This is a genomic window from Pseudonocardia abyssalis (assembly GCF_019263705.2).
GTDB lineage: Bacteria > Actinomycetota > Actinomycetes > Mycobacteriales > Pseudonocardiaceae > Pseudonocardia > Pseudonocardia abyssalis.
The window spans coordinates 1,165,104-1,183,713 of sequence record NZ_JADQDK010000001.1 but is presented as its reverse complement, the minus strand read 5'-3'; the positions used below and the strand labels follow the sequence as shown (position 1 = coordinate 1,183,713).

The window sequence follows — 18,610 nt, the reverse complement described above, 5'->3', positions numbered from 1 at the left end:
TCTTCGCTGGGGTTCACGGTCCTACTTCTCACATGTCGTCGATCGAGTCCACATCGGGCAGCAGCGGGGCCAGCGGGGGCAGGTCCTCCACGGAGGACAGCCCCAGGCGCTCCAGGAACATCTCGGTGGTGCGGAACAGGGTGCCCTGCGTCGCGCCGTCGATACCGGCGTCCTGCACCAGCCCACGGGACACCAGGGTACGCAGCACCCCGTCGCAGTTGACGCCGCGCACCGCGGAGACCCGCGCACGGGTCACCGGCTGCCGGTACGCGATCACCGCGAGGGTCTCCAGCGCGGCCCGGGTGAGCTTCGCGCGCTGCCCGTCGAGGAGCAGCCGCTCGACGTAGGGCGCGTAGGTCTCGCGGGTGTAGAACCGCCACCCGCCGCCGACGTGGCGCAGGTCGATGCCGCGGCCGTCCTCGGTGTAGGAGCGGGACAGCCGCACCAGCGCCGACTGCACCCGCGCGACGGGCTGGTCGAGCGCGAGGGCCAGCGACTCGGCCTCGGTCGGGGCGTCGACGACGAGCAGCAGCGCCTCCAGGGCACCGTCGAGCTCGGCGTCGGCGAACAGGGAGAGCTGTTCGGACTCCTCCGCCACGTCCCCGTTCAGGGCGTCCATCGCACCGTCAGCTCCCCGAACGGCTCGGGCTGGTCCAGCTCCACGACGGCACTGCGGAACAGGTCGAGCACCGCGAGGAACCGCGCGACGACCTCGATCGGGGCGACGCAGTCGGCGGTGAGCGTCGCGAACGTGGCGACGCCCAGCTCGGCGAGCCGCGCCCGCAGCAGCGCGACGTGCTCCGGCACCGACACCTCGTGCTGGTGCAGGTGCCCGAGACCGGGCTCCTCCGGCGGCGGCTTGGGCCGGAACACACTGGCGGCGAGGTCGGCGAACGTCGCCGCGTCGACGCCGAGGAGGACCTCGGGCAGCAGCACCGCGAAGCGCTCCTCCAGTGCCACCGACCGCGGGAACCGGCGCGCCGCCCCCGCCTCCAGCTCGACGAACAGCGACGCCACCTGCTTGTACGCGCGGTACTGCAGCAACCGCGCGAACAGCAGGTCGCGGGCCTCCAGCAGCGCCAGGTCCTCGGCGTCCTCGACGTCGGCGTCGGGCAGCAGCCGGGCGGCCTTGAGGTCGAGCAGGGTGGCGGCGATGACGAGGAACTCGGTGGTCTCGTCGAGGTCGGCGTCGTCGCCGAGGTGCTTGAGGTGCGCGATGAAGTCGTCGGTGACGCGGTGCAGCGCCATCTCGGTGATGTCGAGCTCGTGCTTGCCGATGAGCTGCAGCAGCAGGTCGAACGGGCCCTCGAAGTTGTACAGCCGCACGGTGAAGCGCTGCGGGCCCGCCGGGTCCGCCGCCGCGGCCGTGTCGTCGACCAGGGTCACCGGGCGATGACCTCGCGCGCCAGCATCCGGTAGGCCATCGCGCCGTTGGAGACCGGCGCCCAGGTCGTGATCGGCTCGCCGGCGACCGTGGTCTCCGGGAAGCGGACCGTCCGGTTGATCGTCGCCTCGAACACCAGCTCGCCGAACGCCTCGATCACGCGCTGGCGCACCTCCCGGGTGTGCAGCGTGCGGGGGTCGAACATGGTGGCGAGGATCCCGAGGATCTTCAGGTCGGGGTTGAGCCGGTCCTGGACCTTCTCGATCGTGTCCATCAGCAGCGCCACCCCCCGCAGCGAGAAGAACTCGCAGGCGAGCGGGATGAGGATCTCGTCGGCGCAGGCCAGCGCGTTGATCGTGAGCAGGCCGAGCGAGGGCTGGCAGTCGATGAGGATGATGTCGTAACGGTCGAGCACCGGCTTGATCGCGCGGCCGAGAGCCTGCTCGCGGCCGACCTCGGTGACGAGCTGCACCTCCGCCGCCGACAGGTCGATGTTGCTGGGCAGCAGGTCCAGGCCGTCGACGCCGGTCTGCTTGATGACGTCGTCGATCTCGACGCCGCGCTCCATCAGCAGGTTGTAGACCGTGGTGTCGAGCTCGTGGGCCTGCACCCCGAGCCCGATCGACAGCGCACCCTGCGGGTCGAAGTCGACGAGCAGCACCTTGCGCCCGTACTCGGCGAGCGCGGCACCCAGGTTGATCGTGGACGTCGTCTTGCCGACGCCGCCCTTCTGGTTGGCCACGGCGATGATGCGGGCCGGGCCGTGCTGGGTCAGCGGTGCCGGTTCGGGCGCGGTCAAGCGATGTCTCCCCCCGAGGTCGGGTGGCACGGACCCCGTGTCCGGCTCGTCCTCGTAGTGCTGCTCCGGGCGGGGGACGAAGGGCCGCGGCGTGTCCATGCGGGCTCCGCTCTGTGACGGGGCGGCCCGTGGGGGCCGTTCCGCGCAGACTAGGAGGCGCCGGTGACGAGCGGCAACGCGCCCCGCCGTGTCGCCGCCGCCGAATCATGTGCCGAGTCGGCTGATCAGAGCCGACGGGAGCGGAACGTTACCGGGCGGTGGCCCCCCGGTGTCGCGCGGGTACCGGCTCACACACGATCGGGGTCACCTGTGAGACGCCGGCCCCGCACTCGCAACAGCGCGGTCACCGTCCGGCATCAACGGTTCAGTTGACTCACCCCCGAACCCGACGCGTGACCGGAGGCCTCCCCCGTGCCCGACCTCTTCAGCCCGTACACCCTCAAGGGCGTGACCCTGCGCAACCGCATCGCCATGTCCCCCATGACGATGTACCGCTCGACCGACGGCAAGATGGACGACTTCCACCTGATGTACCTGGGCGCCCGGGCCGCGGGCGGGTTCGGCCTGATCTACCCCGAGCAGGTGGCGATCTCCCCGGAAGGGCACACCACACCGCACTGCGCCGGGATCTACGAGGACGCGCAGATCGAGGGGCACGCCCGCGTCACGTCGATGATCAAGAACATGGGCGGGGTGGCCGGCATCCAGCTCGGGCACACCGGTCGCAACGGCAGCGAGCTCAAGCCGTGGGTCGGCGGGGACCTCGGCCAGCAGCTGTCCCCGGACCACCCCGAGGGATGGCAGGTCGTCGGCCCGTCGGACGTCCCCTACGGCTTCGGCAAGCGTCCGTACCCGGTGCATGCGCTGACCGTCGAGGAGATCGAGGCGATCCACAGGAAGTACGCCGAGGCCGCCGTCCGCGCGCTCGAGGCCGGCTACGAGTGGCTGGAGATGCACTTCGCGCACGGCTACCTCGCCGCGAGCTTCTACTCGCCGCTGGCCAACCGGCGCACCGACTCCTACGGCGGCAGCAAGGAGAACCGCGCGCGGTTCCTGATCGAGGCGATGGACGCCGTCCGCGAGGTCTGGCCGGAGCACCTGCCGCTGACGTTCCGCCTCGGTGCCGACGACTACCACCCCGACGGCGTGCAGTGGGAGGACTCGATCGAGGTCGTCGGCTGGCTGAAGGAGCACGGCGCCGACATGGCCGACCTGTCCTTCGGCGGCAACACCGACGACATGGTCGACCCGTTCTTCGGCGACGTCAGCGCCTGGGTCGAGCGCGGCGCACAGGTCAAGCGCGAGATCGACATCCCCGTCACCGTGAGCTGGAACCTCGGCGTGCCGCAGAACGCCGACCGGGCGATCCGCGACGAGAAGATCGACCTCGTCCTGCTCGGCCGCCCGGCGCTGGCCAACCCGCACTGGCCGGTGTGGGCCGCCCGCGAGCTCGGCCACAAGGACCCCTTCGAACTCGTCCCCGAGGACTGGGGCTGGTGGCTGCAGAACTTCCGCGGCCACGACCCGAGCATCGGCTGGCCCGAAGTGCCCGTGGCCCCGGAGAACCTCGACGAGGTCGCCTGACCCCCACCCGGCGAGTTTTCCACCCCCACCCGGCGAGTTTGCCGCTCACGCCCGGCGAGTTTGCCGCTCACGCCCGGCGAGTGTGCCGATCCGGTACGCACCGCGCGTACGTGATCGGCCAACACACCGAGCGCCTGCGGCAAACTCGCCGGGGGTGTGGGGTCAGTGGGTGAGCGCGAGCTTCCCGAGGAACCCGGTGACGATCGTCGTCAGGTCCGCGGGGCGTTCGATGTGCAGGCCGTGGCTCGACCCGGGTCCCGTGACGAGCTCGTACTGCGCACCCGCGATCGCGTCGGCGACCTTCTTCGCCTGCCACGGCGGGGTCAGCAGGTCCTGCTCCCCCACCACGACGAGCGTCGGCGCGGTGATCCCGCCGAGCCGGTCGAGCGAGTCGTGGGCCAGGTCGGCGTCCCACTGCTCGACGGTGACCTGCATCTGCTCCTCGTTCTGCGGGAACGCCGGCAGCATCGGCTCGATCATCTGCGCGAAGTCCGGGTGGTCGAGCAGCTGCGGGGAGAACGCGAGTCCCGCCGTGGCGAGCGCCGACTCCATGTCGCGGTGGACGTAGGGCAGGCGCAGGGCGGTGAGCACCGAGCGCTGGAAGCCGTCGGCCCGGCCCCACGTGGCGTACAACAGCGCGGAGGCGACCTGGTCGGGGTGCGCCAGCGCCAGCTCCTGCGCGATCGCCGAGCCGAGCGACCAGCCCAGCACGTGTGCGCGGGGCACCTCCAGTGCCTCCAGCAGGGCGGAGGCGTCCTCGGCGAGCGAGGCGACGGTGATCGGGCCGCTGCCGCGGTCGCTCCCACCGAGGCCGCGGTTGTCGTAGGCGATGACCTGGTTCGTCTCGCTCAGGCGCGCGATCATCTCGCCCCACAGGGCGATGGCGCCGGAGGTTCCCATCACCAGCAGCAGCGGTTCGCCGCTGCCGGTGATCTCGTAGTTCAGGGTGACGCCGGTGCGGACGGGGATCTGGGGCACGGATCTGCTCCTTCGGGGTGGGCGGTCAGCGGTACTGGAGGCCGTCGCCGACGTCGGCGGCGGGCAGGGCGGTGCGGTCGTGCGCGTACTCCTGCATGTGGGTCCACGGCTCGCGGTCGCCCTGCTTGAACATCCGCTCCTGCGAGCGCAGCACGTAGTTGGGGTTGAAGTTCTCCGGGTCCGACCACTCCCGCAGCGGCATGTCGGCGTCCTGCGGCCGCAGCTCGGGCACGACCGTCGTCGCGCCCCGCTCCCCCATGCGCTCGACGATCCGGGCGACGACGTCGTTGACCAGGTCGACGCGCAGCGTCCAGCTGTGCCGGAAGTAGCCGAACGCGTACGCCATGTTCGGGACGCCGCTGATCATCATCCCGTGCCAGGTGACCCGCTCGGAGAAGTCGACGGGTTCGCCGTCGACCGCGAACGGGATGTCTCCGAACACCGCCAGGTCGAACCCCGTCGCCGTGACGACGATGTCGGCCTCGAGCACCTCGCCCGAGGAGACCTGAACGCCCGTCTCGGTGAACCCGGTGATCGTGTCGGTGACGATTGAGGCCCGGCCGTCGCGCATGGCCTCGAACAGGTCGCCGTCCGGGACGATCGCGATGCGCTGCTGCCACGGCCGGTACCGCGGGGTGAAGTGCTTCTCGATGTCGGTGCCCTCGGGCAGCAGCGGGGTGATCGTGTCCATCAGGAACGTGTGCAGCTGGTCCGGGTCCTCGTGCCCGACCGCGGCCAGCCAGTCGAGCTGCTGGGTGTACTGGCGGCGCAGGATCTCGTGCGTCCAGTCCGCGGGCAGGTCCAGCGGGGCGAGCGTGGTGGCGAGCTCGTGCACCGAGGGCGAGGGGAACCAGTACGACGGCGAGCGCTGCAGCATCGTCACGTGGTCGGCGGACTTGGCCAGGGCCGGCACGAGCGTCGCCGCCGTCGCCCCCGACCCGATGACGAGCACCCGCCGGCCCGCGTGGTCGAGGTCGGCCGGCCAGGCCTGCGGGTGCACGATCGTGCCGCCGAACCGCTCGGTCCCGGGCCACTCGGGGGTGTAGGGCTCGTCGTGGTTGTAGTAGCCCTGACACATCCACAGGAACGACGCGGTGACGGTGAGCTGCTCGTCGGTGTCGGTGCGGGTGACCTCGGCCGTCCAGCGGTGCTCCTGCGACGACCAGGACAGCGAGGTGACGCGGTGGTGGTAGCGGATGTGCCCGGCCAGGTCGTCCTCCTCGATGACCTCGTCGAGGTAGTCGAGGATCGCCCCACCGGCCGCGATCGACGGTCCGACCCACGGCTTGTGGCGGTAGCCGTAGGTGAACAGGTCGCTGTCGGAGCGCGCGCCGGGGAACTGGTGCGTCCACCAGGTCCCGCCGCGGGCGTCCTGGGCCTCCAGGATCGCGAAGCTGCGGTCCCCGAACCGTTCACGCAGGTGGTGCGCGGCTCCGATGCCGGACACGCCGGCCCCGATGATCAGGACGTCGAGGTGCTCGTTCTCGGAGCGGGTCATGGGCGATCTCCCTGCGTCGGCGGTGACGGCATCTCCCGACGGTAGGACGGGCGTCGGGGACCGGCGGTGTCCGAACATCGGACGGTTCCGGCCTTGACCGATGCCGCATGATGTGAGCTGGGCTACAGGGAGGTGCCGCGTCATGGGTGACGTCCTGGCTCGTCGCAGGCTCCTCACCTCCGCGCTGGCCCGGCTGCACGACCGGCCCGACGCCGACCTCCCCGGGATCCCGGGGCACGTGGTCGCCTCGTGGCGCCGGAGCCTCGCCCACGGCGTCGATCCCACGACGGTGTCGAACCTGCACCACCCGGACCTGGACCTGGACTCCCGGCTGGCGCGGTGCGCCCGCCCGGTGATCGAGCAGCTGGCCGAGCAGATCGCGGGCGCCCCGGTGTGCGTCGTGCTCACCGACGACCGGGCGCGCCTGCTCGTGCGGCTGGACACGACGTCGGCGATCGGGCGCGCCGCGGATGACAACCGCTTCGCCGAGGGTTTCGGCTACGACGAGGGGGCGGTCGGGACCAACGGGGTCGGCACCGTCCTGGAGTCGGGCCGGTCCGTGCACGTCGTGGGCGCCGAGCACTTCGTCGAGCCGCTGCAGTCCTACGCGTGCGCCGGCGCGCCGGTCCGCGACCCGGTGACCGGACGGATCGAGGGCGTGCTCGACGTCAGCTGCCGGGTCGAGCACTCCTCGCCGATCCTGCACTCGCTGGTCACGTCGGCGGCCGCCCGGATCCAGGACGCGCTGCTGCACGAGCGGGACCCGGGGCAGCGGGCGGTGTTCGACCTCTACACCCGGGTCGACGCGCGGTCCCGGCGCCCGGTGCTTGCGGTGGGCAGGCGGATGGCCCTGGCCAACACCGCGCTGCAGACCCTGCTGGACCCCGCCGATCTCGCCGCGCTGCAGGAGCACGCGCGGTTCCGCATGCACCGCGGGCCCGACGTCGACGACCGCCTCGACCTGCCGTCGGGCGTCCGGGTCCGGATGCGCGGCACCGCGGTCACCGACGGAAGCGCGGTCGCCGGGCTGGTCGCGGTGCTCTCGGTGCTGCGGGAGGCGGACGGGATACCGATACCCCGGCTCGCACCGGACGTACGACCGGTGCCGGACCCGGCGAGCACCAGCCCCGGCTGGCGCACGGCGTGGACGGCGGCGGCGGAGGCGCTGCGGGCCGGTGCGCCGCTGCTGGTCGTCGGGGAGGCCGGGACCGGCCGGCGTCGGCTGCTCGCCGACCTGGACCGCGCGCTGCACGGCCCGGGACGCGTCGTCGAGATCGGGCCCGCCGACACCGACCCGGCGACGCTCATCGGTTCCGCCGGGCCGTCGCCGCTGGTCGTGCTGGTCGACGTCGACCGCCGGCCCGGTCTCCCGACCGGGCTGCCCGGAGCGCTGCGCGCGTGCCGGGCCCGGCTCGCGGCCACCGCCGTCGACGGCGCCCGGTGCGCGCCGGCGGTCGCCGACCTGCTCGCCGGGTTCCGGCACTCGGTCACGGTGCCGCCTCTGCGCAACCGGTCCGGGGACCTCCCGTCGTTGGTCACGGCTGTGCTGGCCGACCTGGCCCCCGGCCGCGACGCACGGCTGTCCGCCGACGCGCTGCGCACGCTGGCCCGCCACGGCTGGCCGGGCAACGTGGCGGAGCTGCGCGACGCGCTGGACACCGCGCTGCGCCGCCGTCCGGTGGGGGCGGTGGAGGTCGGCGACCTGCCCGAGTCCTGCCAGAGCGCGCCGCGGGGGGCGCTGCGCCCGGTCGACCAGGCCGAGCGCGACGCGATCGTGGCCGCGCTGCGCACGACGGAGGGGAACCGCGCTGCAGCGGCCTCGGTGCTGGGGGTCGCCCGGTCCACGCTCTACCGCAAGATCGCGCAGTACCGCATCACAGCCTGAGCGGCCGAGCGCTCAGGCCAGCGCGCGGGGGTGGGTGGTCGCGTAGACCTCACGGAGCGCATCGACCGTGACGTGGGTGTAGACCTGCGTCGTCGTGACCGATGCGTGACCGAGCAGCTCCTGCACCGTCCGGACGTCGGCACCACCGGCGAGCAGGTGGGTGGCGAAGCAGTGCCGCAGGGTGTGCGGGGAGACCTCGACGGTCAGCCCGGCCACGTCGGCCGCACCGCGCAGCGCGTGCCACGCGCTCTGCCGCGACAGCCGGGAACCGCGCGCGTTGAGCAGCAGCGCCGCGGTGCCGCGACCCTTCTCGGCCAGCGCCGGGCGGGCCCGCACCCGGTAGGCGTCGACGGCGGCGAGCGCCGGTCGCCCGACGGGCACGATCCGCTGCCTGCCGCCCTTGCCGCGCAGCAGCACCGTGCGCCCCTCGACGTCGAGGTCGTCGCGGTCGATCCCGACGGCCTCGGAGATCCGCGCGCCGGTGGAGTACAGGAGCTCGAGCAGGGCGCGGTCCCGCAGCGCGACCGGCCCGTCCCCCGGCGACCCGGCGAGCAGCTGCTCCACCTGGTCGACGTCGAGGGCGCGCGGCAGCGTCGAGGGCAGCGCGGGCGGGGTGACGGCGCGGGCCACGTCGTCGGGCACCAGCCCGTCGCGCGCGGCGAAGCGGTGCAGCCCCCGCACCGCGGCCAGCGCGCGGGCCGCCGACGAGGCGGCCAGCGGCGGGGTCCCGCTGCGCAGCGCCACCACGAACCCGCTGACGTCGGCCTCGCGGACCCGCGCCAGGTCGTCGATCCCGAGGCCCTCGAGGTACCCGACGTAGCGGCGCAGGTCGGCGGTGTAGGACGCCACGGTGTTCGCGGCGCTGCCGCGCTCCACCGTCAGGTGGTGCAGGAACGCCTCCACCGCCGCGCTCGTCATCGCGCCATCATGCCGTCACCCGGGGACCCCGGCGCGGTCCCCCGCCGCGCGTGTCACGAGCTCCACCAGCTCGTCGCGGGTCGGGCCGTCGGGCACCGGCGGCTGCCACCCGGTCGCGTAGACCTCCCGGGCCCGCGGCTCGACCTCCGCGAGCGCGGCGGGCAGGGACTGCATCGCCAGGTACGGCCCGACCACGGCCATCATCGACGGGTCGACCGCCGCCGCCGCGCCGATCAGGTCCGAGGGCAGCGGGGCGTCGAGGTCGACGTCGGCCCCGGCCCAGCGGGCGGCGAGCCCGGCGTCGCAGGCGACGTGGTCGTCGAACCAGGGCCGGACGTGCGCGGTGTTCCAGGCGTCGAGCGCGCGGGTGAGGGACTCCGGGTCGCCGGGGTGCTCGGCGAGCAGCGCGAGCAGCCTGCGCACCTGCAGCAGCGACGTGGTGATGCCGCGCCCGGCCGAGGGGTTGGTCGTGCACACCGTGTCGCCGACGAACACCAGCCCGGGCAGCGGCACCTCCCCGCGGTCGTCGAGCTGGCCGCACCAGGTGTTGTGCAGCCGCCCGCCGGGCAGGACCCCGGTCAGCGGCGTGCTGCGGGCGGGATCGGTCCACGCGGCGAGCAGCGGGACGGCCGCGGCCACCGCGTCGAACGCCGCGGTCCCGCGCAGGCCGGTGAGCGCGCGGTCGTCGCCCGACCGAATGACCACCGTGGAGAACACGCCGTTGTCGTGCGGGAACGCGATGGCGGCGTAGCCGGGGTAGTAGGCGATGCCCGCGATCGGCATCGTCAGCGGGCCGAACTCCGCCCCGGGGCGCAGCCGGTACTGCCGCGAGACGTAGGCCTGCCCGCAGTCGCCGCCCTCCGCCGGGGCGCGCAGCCCGCGGCCGATCCGCCCGGACCGGCCCGACGCGTCGAGGACGAGGTCGGCGCCGAGGGGACGGCCGTCGACGCGCAGCCCGGCGGCCCGGCCGCGCTCGGCCAGGACCTCCTCGGCGTGCCCGCGCAGCAGCTGCACGCCGGGCTCGGCGACCGCGGCGGCGCGCAGCACCCGCTCGAACACCATCCGCCGGCACCGCAGCCCCGCGACGGTGTCCGGCGTCACCTGCACGGGCTCGGCACCCGCCGCGAGCAGGGCGTCGACGACCTCGGGCATCTCCGCCGACAGGGCGTCGACGACCGGCCCGCGGAACGCGTGCGGATGGTGGAACTGCATCACGCCGACCCGCGGCCACGACCCGTCCGGGTGCGGGCCGGGGTCCCGGTCGACGACGGTGACGGCGTGGCCCCGGCGGGCCAGGGCGATGGCGGCGAACAGGCCGGTCGGCCCGGCTCCCACGACGGCGATGCGCATGGGGGACGGAGTCGGCCGGCCCGCCCGCTGATACGTCAGGCGAGCGCCGGGATGACCTCGCGCTCGAACAGCTCGATGCCCGAGCGGTCGTAGGCGGCCTCGGCGAAGTTGAGGACGGCGTAGGTCATGCCGGCCTCCTTGAGCTTCGTGAGGTTCTCGATGATCTGGTCGGGGGTGCCGCACCCGGGCAGGCCCCGCACCGCACCCAGCGAGCCCTCGGCCTTCTCCTCGCCCACGTACGGCAGCAGCCGCGCCTTCGCGTCCTGCATGCGCTGCTCGACCTCGGCCTGGTTCGCGCCGATCGCGATGTTGTAGTTGGCCGAGCGGACGATCGCGTCGAAGTCGGTGCCGACGGTCTCGCAGTGCCCCTTGAGCAGCTCGGACTTGCGGGTGAAGCCCTCCAGCGTGCCGTCGAAGTTGGTGTACTGCGCGTACTTCGCCGCGATCTTCAGCGTCACCTTCTCACCGCCGCCCGCGATCCAGATCGGGATGCCGCCGTCCTGCAGGGGCTTCGGCTGCACGATCGCGCCGTCGACCTGGTAGTGCTTCCCGTCGAGCGTGGCGGAGCCCGTCTCCCACGCCTGCTTCATGATCTGCACGCCCTCGTCGAGCATGCCGAGGCGGTCGGGCGCGGCGGGGAAGCCGTAGCCGTAGGCCCGCCACTCGTGCTCGTACCAGCCCGCGCCGATGCCCATCTCCACGCGGCCGCCGGAGATGATGTCGGCGGTGGCGGCCACCTTCGCGAGGTAGGCGGGGTTGCGGTAGCTCATGCACGTGCACATCTGGCCCAGCCGCACCCGCTCGGTGACGGCGCCGAACGCCGACATCAGCGACCACGCCTCGTGCGTGGCCTGGTCGGTGGGGGCGGGCACGGTGTGGAAGTGGTCGTAGACCCAGACGGACTCCCACGGGCCCGCGTCGGCGTGCTGCGCGAGCCCCTTCATGGTGGCCCACTGGTCCTTCGGGTCGATGCCGACGAGGTCGTGTCGCCAGCCCTGGGGAACGAACAGTCCGAATCGCATACCGGTCACGAACCCCGACCCTAGTCTCCGCCCGCCGGTACCGTCGTGGGTGTGAACCCGCCGGAGACCCCGCGCATCCGCGTCGGCCACGCCGAGCGCGAGTGGGCCGTCACGGAGCTGGGCGAGCACCTGTCGCAGGGCAGGCTCGACCCCGACGAGTACGCCGACCGCACCACCGCCGCCTACGCCGCGCGCACGAGCGACGAGCTGGAGGCGCTGTTCGTCGACCTGCCGCGGCCGGCTCCGGCCGCCGCCCCGGTGGCCTACCCGTCGCCGTACCCCGCCGTGCGGGCCGACGCCCCCTACGGCGTCGATCCCCGGTCCGGCGTGCCGTACTCCGACCGCTCCAAGGTCGTCGCCGGCGTCCTGCAGCTGGTGCTGCCCTTCGGTGTCGGCCGGTTCTACTCCGGCCATCACGGCATCGCGGTGGCCCAGCTGTTGCTCTCGATCTTCCTGATCGGCGCGATCTGGGCGTTCATCGACGGCATCGTGCTGCTCGCCGGCCGGCCGACCGACCCGTACGGCCGTCCCCTGCGGCCCTGACGGACCGGCGGGCCCGACCGACACATCGGGTGTGGACCACGCGGAGTACCGCAGCCACGACGCCGTGGTGCCGGCCGACGAGCTGCTGACCGCGACCGCCGACCGGGCCGCGGCGTCGACGGGCGGCTGTTCGGACCCCGACGACCTGCCGCTGGGCGTCCGGCACGTGGGCGGGCGGCGAGGGACTCCTGCTGGCCCTGGCTTCCCACCTGGTGGCGCCGCGGCCGTGGTTCGACCGGCAGCCCCCGCTCCGGGTCAGGCCTTCCGTGCGGCGAACCGGGTGGGACGGTCCGTCCACGGGGCGTCGACCGGGCGCGCAGCGGTCGGCGCCCCGGCCAGGACGTGCGCGGCGAGGATCGCCGCCACCGTGGTGGCGTTGACGATCGTGCCGGCGAGCACCATCCGCACCGCGACGGGCATCGACACCCACTTCACCGTGAGGTCGGACTCCTCGTTGTCGCTCTCCTCGGGGCCGCCCATCTCGGGACGCCCGACCTCGGTGACGCCGCGGGCCAGGAACACCCGGATCGACTCGTCGGAGAACCCGGGCGACGGCACGATGTCGAGCAGCACCGACCACTCCTGCGCGGCGAGCCCCGCCTCCTCGGCCAGCTCGCGTTGCGCGGTGAGCACCGGCTCCTCCCCCGCGACGTCGAGCAGACCGGCCGGGAGCTCCCAGAGCCGCCGACGTACGGCGTGGCGGTACTGGTGGATCATCATGACCCGGTCGTCGGCGTCGAGCGCGACGATCGCGACGGCACCGGGGTGCTCCACGATCTCGCGCGCCGCGACCCGCCCACCGGGCATCACGACCTGGTCCGACCGCAGCGCCATGACCCGCCCGGCGTAGACGTCCGTGCTGCTCTCGACGGGGAAATCGTGCCTGCTCACGATCCGGCCCCGTTCACCGACGCGGCCGCGGACTCCCGCGCGGGCTCGTCGAACGGCAGCAGGACCTCGCCCTGGTAGCGCAGCGCCGCCTTGACGAACGCCGCGAACAGCGGGTGCGGCCGGGTGGGGCGGCTCTTGAGCTCGGGGTGGGCCTGGGTGCCGACGTAGAACGGGTGCTTCTCCGCGGGCAGCTCGACGAACTCGACGAGCGCGCCGTCCGGGGAGGTGCCGCCGAACACCAGCCCGGCCTCCTCCAGCCGCGACCGGTAGGCGTTGTTGACCTCGTAGCGGTGGCGGTGCCGCTCGGTGACCTCGCGCTCGCCGTAGGCCGCGGCCACGACGGTGCCCGCGCCGAGCGTCGCCGGGTAGGAGCCCAGGCGCATGGTGCCGCCCATGTCCCGCTCCCCCGCCACGACGTCGCGCTGGTCGGCCATCGTGGAGATCACCGGGTGCGGGGTGCGCTCGTCGAACTCGCTGGAGTTGGCGTCGGCCAGCCCGGCGAGGCTGCGTGCGGCCTCGATCACCATGCACTGCAGGCCCAGGCACAGGCCGAGGGTCGGGATGCCGCGGGTGCGGGCGTGGGTCAGGGCGTCGAGCTTGCCCTCGATCCCGCGGACGCCGAACCCGCCCGGCACGAGCACGCCGTCCATGCCGTCGAGGGCGGCGGCGGCCCCGGCCGGGGTGCGGCACTCGTCGGACGGCACCCAGACGATCTCCACCCGCGCGCGGTGCGCGAACCCGCCGGCCCGCAGCGCCTCGGTGACCGAGAGGTAGGCGTCGGGCAGGTCGACGTACTTGCCGACCAGGGCGATCCGCGCGGTCGCGTCGGGGTGGTGGACGCGGTCGAGCAGGTCGCCCCACACCGTCCAGTCGACGTCGCGGAAGGGCAGGCCCAGGCGGCGCACGACGTAGGCGTCGAGGCCCTCGCTGTGCAGCACCTTGGGGATGTCGTAGATCGACGGCGCGTCCGGGGCGGCGGCGACGCCGTCGAGGTCGACGTCGCACATCAGGGAGATCTTGCGCTTCATGCCGTCGGGGATCTCCCGGTCGGCGCGCAGGACCAGCGCGTCGGGCTGGATGCCGATGTTGCGCAGCGCCGCGACGGAGTGCTGGGTCGGCTTGGTCTTGAGCTCGCCGGACGGCGCGAGGAACGGCACCAGCGACACGTGCAGGAAGAAGCAGTTGTCGCGGCCCACCTCGTGGCGGACCTGCCGGGCCGCCTCGACGAACGGCAGCGACTCGATGTCGCCGATCGTGCCGCCGACCTCGGTGATGACGACGTCGGGCGCGACGCCGTCCTCGTCGGGCTCCGCCATCGCGAGGATGCGGTCCTTGATCTCGTTGGTGATGTGCGGGATGACCTGCACGGTGTCGCCCAGGTACTCGCCGCGGCGCTCCTTGGCGATCACCTCGGAGTAGACCTGCCCGGTGGTGACGTTGGCCCGGCCGTGCAGGTTCCGGTCCAGGAACCGCTCGTAGTGGCCGACGTCGAGGTCGGTCTCCGCCCCGTCCTCGGTGACGAACACCTCCCCGTGCTGGAACGGGTTCATGGTGCCCGGGTCGACGTTGAGGTACGGGTCGAGCTTCTGCATGATCACCCGCAACCCGCGGGAGGTGAGGAGCTGGCCGAGGCTCGAAGCCGTCAGACCCTTACCCAGCGAGGACGCGACCCCACCGGTGACGAACAGATGACGCGTCGCACGAGGCTGCACGGGGTTTCACCGTACAGGGAGCCCGTCCCCCGCCCCCCGCGGGTCGGACGGTCAGGCGGCGGGGGCGGCCCCGTCCGACGCCGTCGCGGCCGAGCCGTAGCGACCGGACCGGCCGTCGAGCTGTTCGCGCAGGGCCAGCACCGTCGACACCTGTCCCGGACCGGACTGGACGTCGTCGACGGTCGACAGCGCCGCCGTGACGGTCGAGTCCGCCCGGGCGACGCCGACGGCCCCGGTCGAGTCGGCCGAGCCGGTGCTCCCTGCGAGGACGGCACCGGCACCGCGGCGGTCGAGCTCCGCGGCGAGCCGGGCGACGACCGCGGCCGAGTCGGCGGCGTCGACGCCGGTCAGCGCACCCCCGGTGAGCACGACGACGAGCGACGCGGGCGCCGGGGCCTCCCCCGCCTGCAGGAAACCGGCGGTGGTGAGCCCGGTGAGCACCGCGGCGGGGTCGCCGCCCTCCAGCAGCGCCCCGCCCAGCAGGCCGCCGAGCAGGCTGCCGGTGTCGGACGCGGCGGGCAGCTGAGCGCCCGTCGGGAGCAGACCTGCGGTCAGCTCTCGGAGCTGGTCGGCGCGGGCGGGGTCGCCGACGGCGGTGGTGAGCGCCACCTCGCCGCTGACGGTCGCCCCGGCCTGCCCGAGCAGCGCGACGAGCCCGTCGCGGTCGGCGACGTCGGACCCCGCGCTGACGATCGTGACGGCCTGGCCGTCGAGCAGCCCCCGCACGGCGGCGGGGCCGACGCGGCGGGCGAACTCGTCGGAGGCGCGGGCGGCGGCGGCGAGGTCGTCGCGCTCACCGGTGAGCGTCTGAACCTGGGTGCCGAGGTCGTCGCGCTGTGCGGAGACCGCGGACAGGAGCCGGTCGGACACCCCGCTCGCCCCCAGCACGACGCCGAGGGCGAGCGCGAGGAACACCGCGGCGATCGAGACGACGTGGTAGCGCAGTGAGATCATCCGAACCAGCCCAGCACCGCGTCCAGCAGGCCGTTCCAGCCCCGGACGATCCAGTCGAGCACCGCGTCACCGGCGTCGGACACCAGCAGCGCGGCGACGACCGCCACCACCGCGGCGGCCACCATCAGCACGATCGCCCCGAGCGAGACCCGGCTGCGGTAGAGCGAGGCGATCACCCGCCCGTCCACCAGCGTGCCACCGAGCTGCAGCCGGGTGAGGAAGGTCGAGGCGTTGCTGCCCGAGCGGCCCCGGTCGAGGAACTCGGCCATGCTCGCCGAGAGCCCGACCGTGACCACCATCGACGCTCCGTGGTGCGCCGCGAGGAGTAGCGCGAGGTCCTCGGCGTTGGCCGAGCTGGGGAACGTGACGGCCCCGGTCCCGAGGTCCTGCACGCGGTGCAGTCCCGGCGCGTGCCCGTCGGCGAACGCGGGGACGACGACGTCGGCGCCGGAGGTGAGCGCCTCGTTGGACACTTCACCGGGATCCCCGACGATCAGGGCCGGTGAGTGCCCGGCGGCGAGCAGCGCGTCGGCCCCCGCCCCGACGCCGATCAGCACCGGCCGGTACTCGTTGATGTAGTTCTTGAGCCGCGCCAGGTCCGCGACGTGGTCGTACCCGGCGGCGACGACGAGCACCTGCCGCCCCGCCAGCGTCACGTCGACGTCCGGCACCCCGGCGCCGTCGAGGAGCAGGGCGCGCTCGCGGCGCATGAACTCGATGGTGTTGGCGGCGAACGCCTCGAGCTGGTGCGTGAGACCGGACCGGGCCTCGACGAGCGCGTCGGCGACCGAGTCGGCATTCTGCTCGACGCCCTCGCCGACCCGCAGGTCCCCGAGGTAGAGCACCCCGTCGAGCAGCCGCAGCTTGTTGCCGTCCTTGACGGCGTAGAGCAGCTCGGGACCCACCGCGTCGATCAGCGGGATCCCGGCGGCCACCAGCACCTCGGGGCCGAGGTTCGGGAAGCGGCCCGAGATCGACGGCGACGCGTTGACGACGGCGGCGACGTCCGCGGCGACGAGTGCGTCGGCCGTGGCGCGGTCGAGGTCGATCTGGTCGAGCACCGCGATCTCACCCGCCTTGACACGGCGCAGCAGCGCGTCGGTGCGGCGATCGACGCGGGCGACCCCGGACAGACCGGGCAGCTCGGGGCGGGTGCGGTGCAGCAGGCCGGACAACTTCATGCACGCACTGTGACACCGACGGAACCGGGGGCCAGGAAGGCACGCCGGACCGTCACCCGGGGTTCATCGTGTCCGTTTCGCCGCCCGCTTCGGCGCGGCCCGTTTCGGCGGAGCCGGCGCGCGGTCGGCCTCGCGGTGCGCGCGGGCCGCACCGAGCAGCTCCTCGGCGTGGGCGCGGCCGGTGTCGGTGTCGTCGAGGCCGGCCAACATCCGGGCCAGCTCGACGATCCGGTCGCCCTCGGCGAGCGTCCGCACCCTGCTCCGCGCGGGGCCCGACCCGCCCCGGACCGCCTTGTCGACGACGAGGTGCCGGTCGGCGTACGCGGCCACCTGCGGCAGGTGCGTCACCACGATCACCTGGTGCCTCGCGGCGAGCCGCGCCAGCCGCCTGCCGATCTCGACCGCGGCCCGGCCGCCGACGCCGGCGTCGACCTCGTCGAAGACCATCGTCGGCACCGGGTCGGCCCCGGCGAGCGCCACCTCCAGCGCGAGCATCACGCGCGAGAGCTCGCCCCCGGACGCCCCCTTGTGCAGCGGCTGCGGCGCCGCCCCGCCGTGGGCGACGAGCCGCAGCTCGACGTCGTCGACGCCCGTGGTGCCGGCCACCAGCCGCAACCCGCCGACCAGCAGTGCGTCGGCCGCGTCCGGCCCCGCCTGCCGCGGCCGGACGTCGACCAGCAGGCGGGCGTCGGCCATCGCGAGCCCGCCGAGCTCCGCGGTGGTGCCTGCGGCGAGCCGCTCGGCGGCCTCGACGCGGGCGGCGGTGACCTCCTCCGCGTGCCCGGCGAGCTCGACCGCCAGCTCGTCGCGGCGGGCCGCGAGCACCGTGAGTGTCTCCTCGGAGGTGTCGAGCCCGTCGAGCCGCTCCCGGGCCTCGTCGGCCCAGGCCAGCACCCCGTCGACGTCGGCGGCGTACTTGCGGGTGAGCGCCTTGAGGTCGGACTGGCGCGACAGGACCGCGGCGAGGCGCTCCGGGTCGGCGTCGAGGCGCTCCAGGTAGGCGGTGAGCTCGGCCCCGACGTCGCCGAGCAGGGCCAGCACCTCACCGAGCCGGGCGTCGAGGGCGGTGAGCTCGTCGTCGCCCGCCCCGGCGAGGCGGTGCCGGGCGTCGCCGATGAGCGCGAGCGCGGCGGGGGCGTCCGGATCGCCCTCCTCTGCCCCCACCAGCGCCGCGCGGGCCGCCGAGGCGACCTCGCGCAGCTCGTCGGCCGCCACGAGCCGCCGCGACTGGGCGAGCAGGTCGGCATCCTCGCCGGGCTGCGGGTCGACCGTGCCGATCTCGCTGAGGCCGTGGCGCAGCAGGTCGGCCTCCTGCGCCATCCGCCGCGCGCCGTCGCGCCGCTCCACCAGCTCCGTGGCGACCTTCTGCCACTCCGTGCGCACCGACCGGTAGCGATCGAGCGGGCCCGCGACGGCGTCGCCGGCGAACCGGTCGAGCAGGGCGCGCTGCTCCGCGGGGCGCAGCAGCCGCAGCTGGTCGTTCTGCCCGTGGACGGCGAGCGTGACCTCGGCGAGCCGACCCAGCACCCCCACCGGCACCGACCGGCCACCCAGGTGCGCGCGCGAGCGCCCGTCGGCCCCGACCGTGCGCACCGCGATCAGGGTGCCGTCCTCGTCGGCGTCGGCGCCCACCTCGTCGGCGACGGCGAGCGCGGCCGGATCGGCGGAGAACCGGCCCTCGACGACCGCGCGCTTCGCCCCCTCCTGCACCCGCGACGCCTCGGCCCGGCCGCCCCCGAGCAGGGACAGCCCCGTGACCACCATCGTCTTGCCCGCACCGGTCTCCCCCGTGAGGACGGTGAGCCCCGGATCGAGCTCGAGGGTGGCGTCGTCGATCACGCCCAGGCCCTGGATCCGCATCTCGGCGAGCATGGGGGCAGGCTACGGCGCCACCCCGACATTCCGGGGGGT

Annotated in this window: 16 protein-coding genes; 3 read left to right on the top strand and 13 right to left on the bottom strand. The window is 73.9% G+C overall.

Annotation, left to right across the window (positions count from 1 at the left end):
- Positions 1 to 28: 28 nt before the first annotated feature.
- The 3 genes from scpB to I4I81_RS05650 are packed head-to-tail and all read right to left on the bottom strand — an operon-like array spanning position 29 to position 2,282.
- Positions 29 to 619 (bottom strand): SMC-Scp complex subunit ScpB, encoded by a 591-nt coding sequence (scpB, locus tag I4I81_RS05660; protein WP_218601988.1) that lies wholly within the window; start codon positions 617 to 619, stop codon positions 29 to 31.
- Positions 607 to 1,386, bottom strand: a complete 780-nt coding sequence (locus I4I81_RS05655) for a segregation and condensation protein A (protein ID WP_372453547.1) — start codon at positions 1,384 to 1,386, stop codon at positions 607 to 609. Before I4I81_RS05655 ends, scpB begins: the two co-directional genes overlap by 13 nt.
- The gene (locus I4I81_RS05650) at positions 1,383 to 2,282 is read right to left on the bottom strand and encodes a ParA family protein (RefSeq protein ID WP_218601987.1); all 900 of its coding nucleotides are present in this window, start codon (positions 2,280 to 2,282) and stop codon (positions 1,383 to 1,385) included. The genes I4I81_RS05655 and I4I81_RS05650 overlap by 4 nt, the downstream gene beginning before the upstream one ends.
- Before the next feature lie 312 nt (positions 2,283 to 2,594).
- On the opposite strand from I4I81_RS05650, the gene I4I81_RS05645 reads away from it, so the two are divergent.
- A complete protein-coding gene (locus tag I4I81_RS05645; RefSeq protein ID WP_218615860.1) occupies positions 2,595 to 3,767 on the top strand; it encodes an NADH:flavin oxidoreductase/NADH oxidase in 1,173 nt (390 codons plus the stop codon).
- A 162-nt stretch (positions 3,768 to 3,929) separates the two neighbouring features.
- Here the strand turns inward: I4I81_RS05645 and I4I81_RS05640 are convergent, their stop codons facing one another.
- Positions 3,930 to 4,745, bottom strand: coding sequence for an alpha/beta fold hydrolase (locus I4I81_RS05640; protein ID WP_218604533.1), 816 nt, complete (start codon positions 4,743 to 4,745; stop codon positions 3,930 to 3,932).
- 25 nt (positions 4,746 to 4,770) lie between these two features.
- On the bottom strand, positions 4,771 to 6,243 hold the full coding sequence (locus tag I4I81_RS05635) for a flavin-containing monooxygenase (RefSeq protein ID WP_218604534.1): 1,473 nt from the start codon (positions 6,241 to 6,243) through the stop codon (positions 4,771 to 4,773).
- 142 nt (positions 6,244 to 6,385) lie between these two features.
- On the opposite strand from I4I81_RS05635, the gene I4I81_RS05630 reads away from it, so the two are divergent.
- Entirely contained in the window at positions 6,386 to 8,128 is a 1,743-nt protein-coding gene (locus tag I4I81_RS05630) for a sigma-54-dependent Fis family transcriptional regulator (RefSeq protein ID WP_218604535.1), read from the top strand.
- Between the two features lie 12 nt (positions 8,129 to 8,140).
- Here I4I81_RS05630 and I4I81_RS05625 read toward each other — a convergent pair whose 3' ends face one another.
- From I4I81_RS05625 to I4I81_RS05615, 3 genes are read right to left on the bottom strand one after another with little or no spacing between them, the layout of a single operon-like run.
- Positions 8,141 to 9,046: a site-specific tyrosine recombinase XerD gene (locus tag I4I81_RS05625; RefSeq protein WP_218604536.1), complete on the bottom strand. Its 906-nt coding sequence runs from the start codon at positions 9,044 to 9,046 to the stop codon at positions 8,141 to 8,143.
- Positions 9,047 to 9,061: 15 nt separating this feature from the next.
- Positions 9,062 to 10,396 carry an NAD(P)/FAD-dependent oxidoreductase gene (locus I4I81_RS05620; RefSeq protein WP_218604537.1) on the bottom strand — a complete coding sequence of 445 codons (1,335 nt, stop codon included), beginning with the start codon at positions 10,394 to 10,396 and terminating at the stop codon, positions 9,062 to 9,064.
- 35 nt (positions 10,397 to 10,431) lie between these two features.
- Entirely contained in the window at positions 10,432 to 11,418 is a 987-nt protein-coding gene (locus tag I4I81_RS05615) for an LLM class F420-dependent oxidoreductase (protein WP_218604539.1), read from the bottom strand.
- A 51-nt stretch (positions 11,419 to 11,469) separates the two neighbouring features.
- Between I4I81_RS05615 and I4I81_RS05610 the strand changes: the two genes are divergently transcribed.
- Positions 11,470 to 11,961, top strand: a complete 492-nt coding sequence (locus I4I81_RS05610; RefSeq protein ID WP_226363770.1) for a DUF1707 domain-containing protein — start codon at positions 11,470 to 11,472, stop codon at positions 11,959 to 11,961.
- 255 nt (positions 11,962 to 12,216) lie between these two features.
- On the opposite strand, the gene I4I81_RS05605 is transcribed toward I4I81_RS05610, so the two are convergent.
- From I4I81_RS05605 to recN, 5 genes are all read right to left on the bottom strand, one after another.
- Positions 12,217 to 12,795 carry an NUDIX domain-containing protein gene (locus I4I81_RS05605; RefSeq protein ID WP_225925056.1) on the bottom strand — a complete coding sequence of 193 codons (579 nt, stop codon included), beginning with the start codon at positions 12,793 to 12,795 and terminating at the stop codon, positions 12,217 to 12,219.
- A gap of 53 nt (positions 12,796 to 12,848) precedes the next feature.
- Positions 12,849 to 14,564, bottom strand: a complete 1,716-nt coding sequence (pyrG, locus tag I4I81_RS05600; RefSeq protein WP_218615859.1) for a CTP synthase — start codon at positions 14,562 to 14,564, stop codon at positions 12,849 to 12,851.
- A gap of 51 nt (positions 14,565 to 14,615) precedes the next feature.
- Positions 14,616 to 15,518, bottom strand: coding sequence for a copper transporter (locus tag I4I81_RS05595; protein WP_218604995.1), 903 nt, complete (start codon positions 15,516 to 15,518; stop codon positions 14,616 to 14,618).
- On the bottom strand, positions 15,515 to 16,699 hold the full coding sequence (gene steA / locus I4I81_RS05590) for a putative cytokinetic ring protein SteA (protein WP_218604996.1): 1,185 nt from the start codon (positions 16,697 to 16,699) through the stop codon (positions 15,515 to 15,517). The genes I4I81_RS05595 and steA overlap by 4 nt, the downstream gene beginning before the upstream one ends.
- A gap of 63 nt (positions 16,700 to 16,762) precedes the next feature.
- Complete coding sequence (gene recN, locus I4I81_RS05585) at positions 16,763 to 18,571, bottom strand: DNA repair protein RecN (protein WP_218604997.1); 1,809 nt, start codon at positions 18,569 to 18,571, stop codon at positions 16,763 to 16,765.
- Between the last annotated feature and the right edge of the window lie 39 nt (positions 18,572 to 18,610).

Coding starts and splice junctions, on each gene's coding strand:
- scpB (WP_218601988.1), bottom strand. CDS start 619: ATGGACGCCCTGAACGGGGACGTGGCGGAGGAGTCCGAACAGCTCTCC.
- I4I81_RS05650 (WP_218601987.1), bottom strand. CDS start 2,282: ATGGACACGCCGCGGCCCTTCGTCCCCCGCCCGGAGCAGCACTACGAG.
- I4I81_RS05635 (WP_218604534.1), bottom strand. CDS start 6,243: ATGACCCGCTCCGAGAACGAGCACCTCGACGTCCTGATCATCGGGGCC.
- I4I81_RS05630 (WP_218604535.1), top strand. CDS start 6,386: ATGGGTGACGTCCTGGCTCGTCGCAGGCTCCTCACCTCCGCGCTGGCC.
- I4I81_RS05625 (WP_218604536.1), bottom strand. CDS start 9,046: ATGACGAGCGCGGCGGTGGAGGCGTTCCTGCACCACCTGACGGTGGAG.
- I4I81_RS05620 (WP_218604537.1), bottom strand. CDS start 10,396: ATGCGCATCGCCGTCGTGGGAGCCGGGCCGACCGGCCTGTTCGCCGCC.
- I4I81_RS05615 (WP_218604539.1), bottom strand. CDS start 11,418: ATGCGATTCGGACTGTTCGTTCCCCAGGGCTGGCGACACGACCTCGTC.
- I4I81_RS05605 (WP_225925056.1), bottom strand. CDS start 12,795: ATGGCGCTGCGGTCGGACCAGGTCGTGATGCCCGGTGGGCGGGTCGCG.
- I4I81_RS05595 (WP_218604995.1), bottom strand. CDS start 15,518: ATGATCTCACTGCGCTACCACGTCGTCTCGATCGCCGCGGTGTTCCTC.
- steA (WP_218604996.1), bottom strand. CDS start 16,699: ATGAAGTTGTCCGGCCTGCTGCACCGCACCCGCCCCGAGCTGCCCGGT.
- recN (WP_218604997.1), bottom strand. CDS start 18,571: ATGCTCGCCGAGATGCGGATCCAGGGCCTGGGCGTGATCGACGACGCC.